Source organism: Kineococcus halophytocola, from assembly GCF_041276425.1.
GTDB classification, from domain to species: Bacteria; Actinomycetota; Actinomycetes; order Actinomycetales; family Kineococcaceae; genus Kineococcus; species Kineococcus halophytocola.
This window is the reverse complement of the sequence record NZ_JBGFTU010000004.1, coordinates 1-12,092: the sequence shown is the minus strand read 5'-3', so window position 1 is coordinate 12,092 and position 12,092 is coordinate 1. Positions and strand designations below refer to the sequence as shown.

13 protein-coding genes and 1 other RNA gene are annotated in these 12,092 nt (G+C 75.2%); 9 read left to right on the top strand and 5 right to left on the bottom strand.

Going from position 1 to position 12,092, the window contains the following annotated elements; all coding sequences use genetic code 11:
• Window positions 1–6 precede the first annotated feature (6 nt).
• The 3 genes from AB2L27_RS04165 to AB2L27_RS04155 all read right to left on the bottom strand — a co-directional run bounded on the left by AB2L27_RS04165 (window position 7) and on the right by AB2L27_RS04155 (window position 2,629).
• A complete protein-coding gene (locus AB2L27_RS04165) occupies window positions 7–930 on the bottom strand; it encodes a hypothetical protein (RefSeq protein WP_370440214.1) in 924 nt (307 codons plus the stop codon).
• Window positions 927–2,192, bottom strand: coding sequence for a toxic anion resistance protein (locus AB2L27_RS04160; RefSeq protein ID WP_370440213.1), 1,266 nt, complete (start codon window positions 2,190–2,192; stop codon window positions 927–929). The genes AB2L27_RS04165 and AB2L27_RS04160 overlap by 4 nt, the downstream gene beginning before the upstream one ends.
• Before the next feature lie 248 nt (window positions 2,193–2,440).
• A complete protein-coding gene (locus AB2L27_RS04155) occupies window positions 2,441–2,629 on the bottom strand; it encodes an SPOR domain-containing protein (protein WP_370440212.1) in 189 nt (62 codons plus the stop codon).
• A gap of 112 nt (window positions 2,630–2,741) precedes the next feature.
• On the opposite strand from AB2L27_RS04155, the gene map reads away from it, so the two are divergent.
• The 6 genes from map (at window position 2,742) to AB2L27_RS04125 (ending at window position 7,031) form a co-directional block, all read left to right on the top strand.
• Window positions 2,742–3,620 (top strand): type I methionyl aminopeptidase, encoded by an 879-nt coding sequence (gene map, locus AB2L27_RS04150; RefSeq protein WP_370440211.1) that lies wholly within the window; start codon window positions 2,742–2,744, stop codon window positions 3,618–3,620.
• A gap of 136 nt (window positions 3,621–3,756) precedes the next feature.
• Window positions 3,757–3,972, top strand: a complete 216-nt coding sequence (locus AB2L27_RS04145) for a PspC domain-containing protein (protein ID WP_370440210.1) — start codon at window positions 3,757–3,759, stop codon at window positions 3,970–3,972.
• 97 nt (window positions 3,973–4,069) lie between these two features.
• Complete coding sequence (ppgK, locus tag AB2L27_RS04140) at window positions 4,070–4,837, top strand: polyphosphate--glucose phosphotransferase (RefSeq protein WP_370440402.1); 768 nt, start codon at window positions 4,070–4,072, stop codon at window positions 4,835–4,837.
• Window positions 4,838–4,910: 73 nt separating this feature from the next.
• Entirely contained in the window at window positions 4,911–5,777 is an 867-nt protein-coding gene (locus tag AB2L27_RS04135) for an ATP-grasp domain-containing protein (RefSeq protein ID WP_370440209.1), read from the top strand.
• 165 nt (window positions 5,778–5,942) lie between these two features.
• Window positions 5,943–6,518 (top strand): DUF6083 domain-containing protein, encoded by a 576-nt coding sequence (locus AB2L27_RS04130; RefSeq protein WP_370440208.1) that lies wholly within the window; start codon window positions 5,943–5,945, stop codon window positions 6,516–6,518.
• Between the two features lie 42 nt (window positions 6,519–6,560).
• Window positions 6,561–7,031, top strand: coding sequence for a hypothetical protein (locus AB2L27_RS04125; protein WP_370440207.1), 471 nt, complete (start codon window positions 6,561–6,563; stop codon window positions 7,029–7,031).
• A 22-nt stretch (window positions 7,032–7,053) separates the two neighbouring features.
• Here AB2L27_RS04125 and rnpB read toward each other — a convergent pair.
• Window positions 7,054–7,426, bottom strand: an RNA gene (gene rnpB / locus AB2L27_RS04120) — RNase P RNA component class A.
• A 76-nt stretch (window positions 7,427–7,502) separates the two neighbouring features.
• Between rnpB and AB2L27_RS04115 the strand changes: the two genes are divergently transcribed.
• Together AB2L27_RS04115 and AB2L27_RS04110 are read left to right on the top strand one after the other, a co-directional pair.
• Window positions 7,503–8,246, top strand: coding sequence for a YaaA family protein (locus AB2L27_RS04115; RefSeq protein ID WP_370440206.1), 744 nt, complete (start codon window positions 7,503–7,505; stop codon window positions 8,244–8,246).
• Between the two features lies 1 nt (window position 8,247).
• On the top strand, window positions 8,248–9,396 hold the full coding sequence (locus tag AB2L27_RS04110) for an SLC13 family permease (RefSeq protein ID WP_370440205.1): 1,149 nt from the start codon (window positions 8,248–8,250) through the stop codon (window positions 9,394–9,396).
• Between the two features lie 3 nt (window positions 9,397–9,399).
• Here the strand turns inward: AB2L27_RS04110 and AB2L27_RS04105 are convergent, their stop codons facing one another.
• Entirely contained in the window at window positions 9,400–9,882 is a 483-nt protein-coding gene (locus AB2L27_RS04105; protein ID WP_370440204.1) for a MarR family winged helix-turn-helix transcriptional regulator, read from the bottom strand.
• 69 nt (window positions 9,883–9,951) lie between these two features.
• Here AB2L27_RS04105 and AB2L27_RS04100 point away from each other — a divergent pair, with 69 nt between their 5' ends.
• Entirely contained in the window at window positions 9,952–12,006 is a 2,055-nt protein-coding gene (locus AB2L27_RS04100) for an MMPL family transporter (RefSeq protein ID WP_370440203.1), read from the top strand.
• The last annotated feature ends 86 nt before the right edge of the window (window positions 12,007–12,092 follow it).

Here is a 12,092-nt window from a genome sequence, read left to right as displayed (position 1 = left end):
CTCCCCCTACAGGTCCAGGTCGCTGCGACGGAACTTCGCGTCCAGGAACCGGCCCTGCACGGCCAGCTTGCGCGCGTCCTGGTCGTAGACCGCGCGCTGCAGGTCCTTCGCGCCGTCGACCAGCAGCCGCAGCTGCGTCACGAGTTCCTCGGCCGGTGTCGTGCCCCCCGGACCGCGGTTGGTCAGGGCGTACTCCTCGGGCAGGTCCAGGTAGTGCCCCAGCGCCCCGGGCAGGTACTCGGTGACGATGGCCTCGAGGTTGTGCAGCTCCTCAACGTCCGCGCCGCGCTTGGCCACGTGGGCGAGCAGCGGCTTCAGGACGTCCTCGACCTCGCGCACGGCGGGCACCGCCCCGTCGGGCAACCGGCCGCCGTTGCGGTTGGCCGTCCGCACGACCTCCTGCAACCGGTCCTGCAGCGCGACGACGGGGTCGGCCGGGGCCGCCGGCTCGACCGGCGCCGGGGCCGGGGCGGCGGGCACCTCCTCCCCCGTGAAGGCCGCCTTGATCCGCAACCACGTCGAGTTCGCCATGACCGAGTGCACCAACCCCAGACCCCAGGTGCCGGCGAGCAGCAGCACGCCGAGCACGTTCAGCAGCAACGCGTCCTGCGACACGAGGGCGAACGCCGCCCCGTTCGCGAGGAAGTAGCCGAGCGCGGACACGACCCACAGCGGGCGCCGGCCGCGCAGCCCCATGTAGAGGAACGCGAGCCACTGCAGGCCGACGGCCGGGATGGCCAGCCACCACGAGTTCGCGGCCCGCCACGTCCGGCTGCGCAACCGGCGCGAGACGACCTCGGGCGGGGCGACGGCCCGCTGCCGCCCGCCCGTCCGCCCGCGGCGCACGACGCGTCCCTCGACGACGGCGCGGCGCAGGGCCCGGGACGGGCGCCCGTCCGTGCCGCCGCGCGCCGGGGCCACCGAACTCACCGGGGACCTTCCAGGGCCGGGCCGGCACCCTCCTCGCCGTTGCGGGCCCGCTCCAGGTACGACCGGGACCGGTGCACCTGGCCCTCCAGGGCGTCGACGGTGCTGGCCATGCTGACGACGGCCTGCTGCTTGAAGGTGTCGATGGCGTCCATCGTCGCGAACACGTTGTCGAACGCCTTCTGCAGCGTGCCGACGTCGACCATCGCGGTGGAGGCCTGCTCGTGGATCTGGCCGGTCTGCTGCTTGAGCATCTCCGACGTCGACAGGATCATCTGGTTCGTCGTCGTGTTCAGGGCGTTGATCTGGTCGAGCACCAGCTTCTGGTTGGCCAGGGCCTGCGCCACGATGACCGCCGTCCGCAGGGCGGCGACCGTCGTCGTCTGCGCCCGGTCGACGCCCTTGATGAGTTCGATGTTGTTCTTGCGCACCAGGTCCAGCGCGAGGTACCCCTGCACGCTGACCGCGAGCTGGGTCAGCAGGTCCTGGTGGCGCTGGCGGATCGGGAACAGCGCGTCGGAGGTGAGCGCGTCGGCGGCCTGCGGGTTGGACGGGCGCAGCTCGTCGACCTTGGCGACGGTGGCGGCGTCGAGCGCCTTGGCCAGCGTCGCGTACTCGGTGAGCTTGCCCATCGTGGTCCACAGGTTCTGCTTCTCGGACTCGATGGAGGCGTTGTCCTTGCGCAGCTCGTCCTGCCCGCTGGCCAGGGCCTTGATGATCGCGTCGAGCTGGGACTGGGCGTCCTGGTAGCGCTCGAAGTACCGCTGGACCTTGTTCCCGAACGGGATGATCCCCAGGATCTTCTTCACGCCCTTGAGGTCGGCGCGCGCGGGGTCGAGGTCGGTGACGGTCTGGCGCAGCTCCAGCAGGGTGTTGGCGACCTTGACCTGCGCGTCGGCGCCCGGGCCCGAGGCCTTCTGCCCCTTGGCCCCGGCCAGGCTGGACTGCGGCCGCTCCAGCATCCGGTTGGAGACCTGCGCCGAGGAGCGGACCTCCTGCTCCCCCATGCGCGTGATGTCGTCGACCTTCTGGTGGAAGGCGGGGCTGCGCGGGTCCTGGGCGGCGAGGTCGGCGACGAACGCCTGCGCCTTGCGGCCCAGCTCGGCCCGGGTCGCCTCGTCGAGCGGGATCATGCCCTCGGCGGAGTCCTCGGCGACGACGGGCACGGGCGCGGGCGGGGTCAGCTGCAGGTCCGAGGTCGTGGCGGGCCCGCTCGCCCCGGCGGGCGGGTTCAGCGGCTTGCTCAGGTCCAGCGACTCCGACATCAGGCGGTTCCCCTCGTCCTCGATCTGCGTGCCACCCGCGCCTCGCCGGGCCCGGTCCGATCCTAGGTCGGCCCACCCCGGCGGGGTCGTGGGCGGTCGTCCGATCCTGGTCGACGCCGACCCCGGTGGCATCCACCCCTCGGTGGAAGTCTGGTCACGCCCCGTACGCCGGTCGTCGCGGTCCCCCGGTGAACGCCCGAGCGGTCCCGGACGTGCCCCTCAGGGTTCTCCCGGACGCCCGCCCCCGCTCACCAGTCCTCCTCCGCCTCCTCCCGGTCGCGCCGGTCGTTCTCCTCGGTCCGGGCCCGCGCGCGCTCCAGGGCGTGCTCGGCCTCCTCGCGCGTGGCGTAGGGGCCCAGCAGGTCCTTCTGCTGCCCCTTGCGCTCCAGCTCCTGCACCTGCCCGGTGCTCGTGTCGTAGAACCACTGCTCAGCCATGGACGCATCCTGGCCCGTCCCCCGTCCCGTCGCGCCCCGGCACCGGGGCGGCACCGGAGCCGGTGCGGCACCGGAGCCGGTGCGGTCCGGGCGGGACCTAGACTCGGCCCCCATGAGCACCGGGACCTCCACCGCACCGCTGGGCACCCTGGAGCCCGGCACGATCTCCCCGCGCCGGCCGGTCCCGGCGAGCATCGCCCGCCCCGAGTACGTCGACCGTCCCGCGCCCGCGCCGTACACCGGCCCGCACGTCATCGACCCCGAGGGCGTGGAGCGGATCCGCCGCGCCTCGCGGCTGGCGGCGCAGGCCCTGGCCCTCGTCGGCGAGCACGTCGTGCCCGGCACGACGACGGACGAGCTGGACCGCATCGGGCACGAGTTCCTCTGCGACCACGGCGCCTACCCCTCCACGCTGGGCTACCGCGGGTTCCCCAAGGCCCTGTGCAGCAGCCTCAACGAGGTCATCTGCCACGGCATCCCGGACTCGACCGTGCTGGCCGAGGGCGACATCGTCAACATCGACGTCACCGCCTACCTCGACGGGATGCACGGGGACAACAACGCGACGTTCCTGTGCGGGGAGGTCGACGAGGAGTCGCGCCTGCTCGTCGAGCGCACCCGCGAGGCGACGCTGCGGGGCATCAAGGCCGTCATGCCGGGGCGGGCGATCAACGTCGTCGGCCGGGTCATCGAGAAGTACGCGGCGCGCTTCGGGTACGGCGTCGTGCGCGACTTCACCGGTCACGGCGTCGGCCCGGCGTTCCACTCCGGCCTCGTCGTCCCGCACTACGACGCGGCCCCCCAGCACGCCACGGTCATGGAACCCGGCATGGTCTTCACCATCGAGCCGATGCTGACGCTGGGCACCCACGAGTGGGACATGTGGGAGGACGGCTGGACGGTCCTCACCAAGGACCGCCGGCGCACCGCGCAGTTCGAGCACACCATCGTGGTGACCGAGACCGGCGCGGAGATCCTGACCCTCCCCTGACCCCCGCCCCGGCCCCGAGGTCGTCCCGGGGGGCCGCGGCGGCGAAGACCACCCCGCGGGGGCGGGACACGGGACGGTCCCGGGGCGTTGACTCCTCGTACGGCACCCGCCGTCACCGACCCCGAGGAGGACCCCCGTGAGCACCCCCGTCCTGTCCCGCCCCACCCACGGCAAGGTCATCGCCGGCGTCTGCGCCGGCCTCGCCCGCCGCTTCGGCGTGTCCGCCACCGTGGTGCGCCTGCTGTTCGTCCTCTCGTGCCTGCTGCCGGGGCCGCAGTTCATCGTCTACCTCGTGCTGTGGGTGGTGCTGCCCAAGGACAGCGGGGGCTCCGCGGGCGGCTACGGCCGGTGAGCCGCGTGGCCGCCGGGCGCTGCTCGCCCTAGGCTCCGGGCTCGTGAGCGAGACCGAGCAGACCAGCAGCGCCCCGCAGGCCCGTCCCGGCGACGCCGTGGTCCGGGGGTCCGGGCTCCGGACCGGGCTGGGGGTCGACATCGGCGGCTCCGGCATCAAGGGAGCCCCCGTGGACCTGGCCGGCGGCGCCTTCGCCGCCGACCGCGTCCGCCAGGAGACCCCGCAGCCGTCCACCCCGGCCGCCGTCGCCCCCGTCGTCGCCGACGTCATCGCCGGGTTCGACGTCCCGGCGGACACCCCGGTCGGCATCACGTTCCCGGCCGTCATCCAGCACGGCATCGCCCGGACGGCGGCCAACGTCGACACGTCCTGGATCGGGACCGACGCCGGGACGCTGTTCTGCGAGACGCTGGGGCGCAAGGTCCTCGTCGTCAACGACGCCGACGCCGCCGGGTACGCCGAGGTCGTCTTCGGCGCCGGGAAGGGCGTGCGCGGCGTCGTCCTCGTCACCACCCTGGGCACGGGGATCGGCAGCGCCCTGTTCGTCGACGGCCGGCTCGTGCCGAACACCGAGTTCGGGCACCTGGAGATCGACGGGCACGACGCGGAGAAGAAGGCGGCCGACTCGGCCCGCGAGCGGCACGACCTGTCGTGGTCGCAGTGGGCGAAGCGGTTGCAGCGCTACTACTCCCACGTCGAGAACCTGCTGTGGCCCGACCTCATCGTCGTCGGCGGCGGGGTCAGCAAGAAGCACGAGAAGTTCCTCCCGCACCTGGACCTGCGGACCCCGATCGTCCCCGCGCAACTGCGCAACGACGCCGGCATCATCGGCGCGGCGATGCTGGCGGCCGACCTCGTCGGCTGACTCGCCGGCTGACCCGCCGGCTGACCGGGAACCGGGTGGACGCCCGGCCCGGCGCTCCGGCAGCGTGGCGGGGGTGTCCCGGGCCCTGTGCGTCATCGCGCGCGCCGCCACCGTCGCGCTGCGCCTGGCCCCCGGCCGCGGGGACCGCCGCCTGTTCCTGTCCTACACCAGGCAGGTGCCCCTGGCCGCCGAGTTCGAGTCCCTGACCTTCTGGATGGCCGACGCCTACGCCGCCCGGCTGCAGCTGGCCGGGCTGGCGCCGGAGCTGGCCGCGCCGCCCTGGGACTGGCTCAGCGGCCTCGACCCCGGCCTGCTGGGGCGGCAGGTGGTCTCCACCACGCTGGACCGGGTCCACGAGCAGGTGCCGGCCGGGCCGGTGTTCCTCAAACCGGCGCTGCTGAAGCTGCCCGGCACACCGGCCGGGGTGTGGGACGTGGCGGACTTCCGCCGGGCCGCACTGGCCGAGGGCGCCGACCCGGGGTTGCAGGTGCAGTGCTGCCGGCAGGTGCTGGACCTGGACCACGAGCACCGGTTCGTCGTCTGCGAGGGCGCGGTGCTCACCGGCAGCCCCTACCGGGTGGCGGGGCGGGCGTGGAGCCGGTCGCTGCGCTCGGACCGCTCGCCGGAGGCGGCCGCGTTCGCCCGTCAAGCCGTCCGGGCCCTGGGGGCGGACTGCCCGCCGGTGTGTGCGCTGGACGTGGCGTGGGACCGCGGGAACCGGCGGTGGCTGATCGTGGAGGCGAACCCGCTGTGGGCCTCGGGCCCGTACGACTGCGACCCGGCGACGTTCGTCGACGCCGTCGAGCACGCCCACGGCGTCGGCGCCGGCCGGTGGGCGTGGCGGGCGGAGCCGACGCAGCTGGCGCGGGCCCGCGCCGCCGAGCCGGTCGTGGCGGTGGGGCAGGACGAGGCGAGCGGGTACGCCGAGTTCGGGGCCTGACCGCTGCCGCCCCCGGAGACGACCACGACGTCCTCCCCGGCCCGGGCCCCGGGGACCTGCGGGGGGACCGCCCGGGCCCGCCGGGGCGGGCTCCCCCGGGCAGGCCGCCGGGGTTCCCCGTGCCCCCGCGGTGACCGGCGGGCCGGTCGCGGCAGACTGACCCCCGTGGGTGGTCCGGACGTCTGCGCCTTCTGCGGAGCCAGCGGGGACGAGGCGCAGGTCGTGGTGAGCGAACGCCTCGGGGTCGAGGTCGCCGTGTGCGCGGCCTGCCGGGAGAAGTTCGCCCCGCGCCCGGCCGTGCGTCCCGTGCCCGTCCCCGTCGAGGGCGGGGACCTGCCCCCGACGCTGGGCCAGCAGACCTCCGCCGTCCTGGAGCACGTGCGGCGCCTGCAGCGGCGCGCGGAGCAGCGGCCGTACGCCGAGGAGGACTGCCCCTCCTGCGGGCACCCCGTGCACCGCTACCCCGGCGCCGACGGCGACCCCGTGCGGCTGGCGAGGGAACCCGTGCTCGCCGGCAGCGTCCCGGCCGCCGACCGCTGGCGGGTGCGCGACGGGCGCGCCGTCCCGGCCACCGACGCGCAGGACGACGCGCAGGACGGGGAGGGCGGGGAAGACGGGGAGGACGCCCTCGGCGCCCGGGTCCTGCACGACGTCGTGTGCCCCGCGCACCCCGTCCCGGACAACCCGCGCCTGGCCCGGCTCTGGCACGCCCACGTGCGCCCACCCGCGGGTGACGTGTGACGGTTCCGGTTCGGACGGCGCAGAACGGGTAAGGGGACGTGCATGCGTCGCACCACCGCCACCCTCGGGACCGCCCTCGCCTGCCTCGTCCTCGTCGCGGGCTGCTCGGACAACGCGGGCCAGGACGACGACGAGTCCCAGGCGGACCAGTCGCCCACGGCCACCGCGGCCGCTGACGCGCCCACGGCCCTGCAGTCCCAGCCCGAACCGTCCCAGGGGGCGCCGGCCACGGACGAGCCCTCCCCCACCGTCGTCACCGCGAGCCCCGACGCCGACCAGACGTCCGAGCTCATCAGCCGGCTCGGCGCCATCGCCCCGGACCTGGCCGAGAACCGCGACAGGACGGTGCTGGCGGCGACCGAGCTGTGCACCTACGTCGTCCGCGGTGCCGACGACACGGCGCTGTCCAGCAACGCGAGCCTCGTGTTCGCCGACGACGGCGGCCCCCAGCTCACCGACGAGCAGAGCCGTGACGCCGTGGAGGCGGTGCGGGACACCTTCTGCCACGAGTGAGCACCCCGGGGGTGCGGGGGTGGGGACGAGCCGGCCTGTAAGCCGGATCCTGTACCGCCGTTGCCGGCGGTGGCGACCATCCCTCTAGGACGTGCGTCGCCGCACGCCTCCAGCGACCTACCCGGCAGCTCGGGCGGGCCGCCCTCGAACGCTGCCTGTCTGGTCTTGCTCCGGGTGGGGTTTGCCGAGCCGCGCTGGTCACCCAGCGCGCTGGTGGTCTCTTGCACCACCGTTTCACCCTTACCGCCCCGATCCCTCGGGGAGGCGGTTTCCTTTCTGTGGCACTGTCCCGCGGCTCACGCCGGGTGGCTGTTAGCCACCACCCTGCCCTGTGGAGTCCGGACTTTCCTCGGCGACCGGGCGAACCCGGCCGACGCGGCCGCCCGGCCGACTCGTCCGGCGCCAGCCTAGGGCATCGGGCACCGGCGGGACGCCGCGCAGGCCCTGTCGCAGGCCCTAGGCTGCCCCCTCGTGCTCGTGCTGCTGCCCCCGTCGGAGACCAAGTGGGCGGGGCCGGCCCGCGGTGCCCCGGTCCGTCTCGACGCGCTGTCCCACCCCGAGCTGGCGGCGGCGCGCGAGCAGGTGCTCGACGCGCTCGTGGAGGTCTCGGCACGTCCCGACGCCACGGAGCTGCTGGGGGCCGGGGCGAGCCTGGCCGGGGTCGTCGCCGCGAACACGACGCTGCGCACGCGCCCGGCCGCGACGGCGGCGCAGGTCTACACCGGCGTCCTCCACGACGCGCTGGACCTGCCCTCGCTGCCGGCGAGCGCCGCCCGGCGCGTCCTGGTCGTCTCGGCGTTGTGGGGGGTCCTGCAGCCGCGTGACCGCGTGCCTGGGTACCGGTTGTCGATGGGCACCTCGCTGCCGGGGGTCGGGCCGCTGGCGGCGTTCTGGCGCCGGCACCTCACCGGGATCCTGCACCCGGCGGGGGTCGTCGTGGACTGCCGGTCCGCGGCGTACGCGGCGGCGTGGGTGCCGGACGCGGCCACGGCCGGGCGCACGGTGACCGTGCGGGTCGTGGCCGGCGGGAAGGTCGTCTCCCACCACGCCAAGCGCACGCGGGGCCTGCTCGCCCGCGCGCTGCTCGACCGCGGGGGCCGGGCGCCGAAGGACCCCGGCGCGCTGCTGGACGCCGTGTCGGAGCGCTTCGAGGCGAGACTGCTGGAACCGGCGCGGCGCGGGGCGTCGTGGACGCTCGAGGTCGAGGCGGCCTGAGGTGTGGTGGGTCAGCGGGGCGGCGGGGGTCCTCGTCGTGGTCACCGGCCTGCTGGGCCGGGACGGCGTCGCCGAGGTCGCCGGGCGGGCGGGCCCGGTGCTGGCCTTCCTGCTCGCGGTGACGGTCGTGGCCGAGCTGGCCGACGCCGCCGGGATGTTCGACGCGGCGGCGCGGCTGGCGGCGCGGGTGGGGCGGGGCCGGACGTGGCTGCTGTGGCTGCTCGTGGTCGTCCTGGGGACGCTGGCCACGGTCGTGCTGTCGCTGGACACGACGGCGGTGCTGCTGACCCCGGTCGTGCTGGCGCTGGCCGCGCAGCTGCGCCTGGACCCGCTGCCGTTCGCGGTCACGACGGTGTGGCTGGCGAACACCGCCTCGCTGCTGCTGCCGGTCTCGAACCTGACGAACCTCATCGCCCTCGACACCCTGCGCGACCTCGGGGTGCGCGGGACGGCCGGGTTCACGTCGCTGTCGTGGGCGCCGTTCCTGGCGGGCCTGCTGGGCGCGGTGCTGGTGCTGGGCCTGACCTACCGGCGGCGGTTGCGCGGGCGCTACGACGCGCCCCCGCCCGCCCCGGGGCGCGACCCGGTGCTGTTCGGGACGTCGGCCGTGGTCTGCCTGCTGCTGGCGCCGGCGTTCGTCAGCGGCATCGCGCCGGCGATCCCGGCGGCCGTCGCGGCGCTCGTGCTCGTGGCGGTCTTCGCCGTCCGTCGCCGGGGGGCGCTGTCGGTGCAGCTCCTGCCCTGGCGGACGGTGGTCCTCGTCAGCGGCCTGTTCCTCGTCGTCGAGGCGGCCCAGTCGCACGGTCTGGAGGGCCTGCTGCGCCCGCTGGCCGGGACCGGTGAGGGGTTCACCGACCACCTGCGGCTGGCCGGGACGGCCGCGCTCACGGCGAACGTCGCGGACAACCTGCCCGCCTACCTGGCGGTGGAGCCGCTGGCCGGCAGCGCGCACCGGGTGCTGGCCGTGCTGGTCGGGGTCAACCTCGGGCCCCTGGTCACCCCGTGGGCCTCGCTGGCCACGCTGCTGTGGCTGGACCGGTGCCGGGCGCGCGGGGTGGCGGTCTCGCTGCCGCGGTTCGCCCTGCTCGGACTGGTGGGCGCCACGGTCTGCGTGACGGGCGCGACGGCCGCCCTGCAGCTCACGCGCTGAGGTTCACAGCTCGCGGTGGTGCTCCTCGAAGGCCGTGCGCATCCCGGCGAGGAAGCGGCGCACGACGTCGAGCTCGGCGTCGTCGAAGTCGCCCATGACGGCGTCGCTGCGCCGGCCCAGGGGCCCGAAGAACGCCGTCGCCAGCTCCTGGCCGGGTTCGCCGTAGCGCAGGTGGACCTTGCGGCGGTCGGTCTCGCTGCGGTCCCGGCGCAGGTGCCCCTTCCTCTCCAGCCGGTCCACGACGCCGGTGGCCGCGCCGGTGGTCACGTCGAGCAGACCGGCCAGCTCCCCGGCGGTCAGGGGGTCGTCGGCGATCTCGCGGCGCATGACGTGCAGGAGCGCCTGCAGGTCGGTGGGGTGCAGGCCGTGCCGGTGGGCGAAGGCGTCGGCGATGCGCTGGGAGGTGGCGGTCAGGTCCCGCAGCTCGTCGACGACGTCCTGCTCCAGACGGGCCCGGGGGGTGTCGCGGGGTCGGTACATGCTCATCGGTTTGCCATCCTACCTCTCGCGCGCCAGACTTCTCAGTGACTGAGAGATCAAGTGAAAGAGGTTCCCGTGCGCTTCCTCACCGGCCGCGTCACCGCCTGGCTCGTGCTGCTGGCCGCCGTCGCGTTCGCCGGGCTCGTCAACGGGGTGGCCGGGTCGGCCCCCGAGGGGACCTCGGCCGCGACCGGCCGGCCCCCGGCCTCGGCCGAATCCGTCCGGGCCGCCGAGCTCGCCGACCGGCTGCCCGACGACGGCCGGGGAACCCTGCTCGTCGTCCACTCCCGCGACGGCGGGCTCACCGACGCCGACCTGGCCGCCGCCTCCCGCCTGGGCCGCCCGATCCCCAGCGAGGACGGCGAGGCCGCCCTCGTCACCGTGCCCGTCGCCGTCGACGTGCCCCGCGAGGAACTCGCGCAGACCGTCGCCGACCTGCGCGAGCGGGCCCGTCGGGACCTGCCCGCGGGGCTGACGGTCGAGGTCACCGGCGGCCCCGCCTTCAGCGTCGACATCGCCGACTCCTTCTCCGGGGCCAACACCCGGCTGCTGCTCGTCACGGCCGGCGTCGTCGCGCTGCTGCTGCTGCTCACCTACCGCTCCCCCGTCCTGTGGCTCGTCCCGCTGGCCGTCGTCGGCGTCGCCGACCAGGTGACGACCCGGCTGCTGGAGCTCGTCGGCCGCCTCACCGACACCCCCGTGGACCCCTCGGCGACCGGCATCACCAGCGTCCTGGTCTTCGGCGCCGGGACCGACTACGCCCTGCTGCTCATCGCCCGCTACCGCGAGGAGCTGCGCCGCGCACCGGACCGGCGCGCCGCCATGCGCGCGGCCCTGCGCGGGGCGGGCCCGGCCATCGCCGCCAGCGCCACCACCGTGGTCCTGGCCCTGCTGACGCTGCAGGCCGCCGTCCTGCCCAGCGACCGGACGATCGGGCGGGACGCGGCCATCGGGGTCGTCGTCGCCTTCGTCTTCGGCCTGGGCGTCCTGCCCAGCGCCCTCGTCGTCTGCGGCCGGAGGCTGTTCTGGCCGTTCGTGCCGACGGTCGGGTCCACCGACACCACCCGCACCGGCCTCTGGTCGCGCATCGCGAGCGCCGTCCTGGCCCGCCCGGTCCGCGTCGTCGTCGGCTCCGTCGTGCTGCTGGGGGTCATGGCCGCCGGGCTGGGCGGGGCCTCCCTGGGGCTGTCCCAGACCGAGCAGTTCCGCGTCAGCGCCGAGTCCGTGGACGGCTCGGAGACCCTGTCCGAGCACTTCCCCGGCGCCGCCGCCGAGCCCGCGCAGGTCCTCGTCCGCGGCGACTCCGCGGCCGTCGCCGCCGTGCAGGCCGCCGCCGAGGGCGTGCGCGGCGTCGAGGGGGTCACCGTCGGCCGCGCGGCGGACGGCACGACCGAACTCCTCGCCCGCCTCGACGCCGACCCGGGCACGGCCGCCAGCCGCGACACGGTGGAGGCCCTGCGCGAGGCCGTGGGCACCGCCGTCCCGGGCACGCTCGTCGGCGGGACGGAGGCCGAGGCGCTCGACGTCCGGACGGCGACCGTGCGCGACCTGACGGTCGTGGCCCCGCTCATCGTCCTGGTCGTCCTGGTCGTCCTCGTGGTGCTGCTGCGCTCGATCGTGGCGCCGCTGCTCCTGGTGGCGACGGTGCTGGCCACCTACGTCGCCGCGCTCGGGGCGGCCTACCTGGTGTTCACGCGGCTGGCCGGCTTCCCGGCCCTGGACACCCAGGTGCCGCTGCTGTCGCTGCTGTTCCTCGTCGCGCTCGGGGTGGACTACAACATCTTCCTCGTCACCAGGATCCGGGAGGAGACCCCGGCCCTGGGCACCCGCGAGGCCGTCCGCGTGGGCGTGGCCGTCACCGGCGGGGTCATCACGAGCGCCGGCATCCTGCTGGCCGCCGTCTTCGCCGTCCTGGGCGTGCTCCCGCTCATCGTGCTGACCCAGATCGGCGTCGTCGTGGGCATCGGCGTGCTGCTGGACACGCTGCTCGTGCGCACGGTGCTCGTCCCGGCGCTGTTCGCGCTGCTGGGCCACCGCGTGTGGTGGCCCAGCCGGCTGGACTCCCCCGGCGCCCCGGGCCGGCACCGCGCTCAGAGGTTGTCCTCAAAGGGGGTGATGTGTGCACGGTAGGACCATGAGCGTCCCCACCAGGACTCCCTACCCCTCCGACCTCACCGACGCCGAGTGGGACATCGCCCAAGCCCACCTACCCCACG

Coding starts and splice junctions, on each gene's coding strand:
- AB2L27_RS04160 (WP_370440213.1), bottom strand. CDS start 2,192: ATGTCGGAGTCGCTGGACCTGAGCAAGCCGCTGAACCCGCCCGCCGGG.
- AB2L27_RS04105 (WP_370440204.1), bottom strand. CDS start 9,882: ATGAGCATGTACCGACCCCGCGACACCCCCCGGGCCCGTCTGGAGCAG.
- map (WP_370440211.1), top strand. CDS start 2,742: ATGAGCACCGGGACCTCCACCGCACCGCTGGGCACCCTGGAGCCCGGC.
- AB2L27_RS04125 (WP_370440207.1), top strand. CDS start 6,561: ATGCGTCGCACCACCGCCACCCTCGGGACCGCCCTCGCCTGCCTCGTC.
- AB2L27_RS04155 (WP_370440212.1), bottom strand. CDS start 2,629: ATGGCTGAGCAGTGGTTCTACGACACGAGCACCGGGCAGGTGCAGGAG.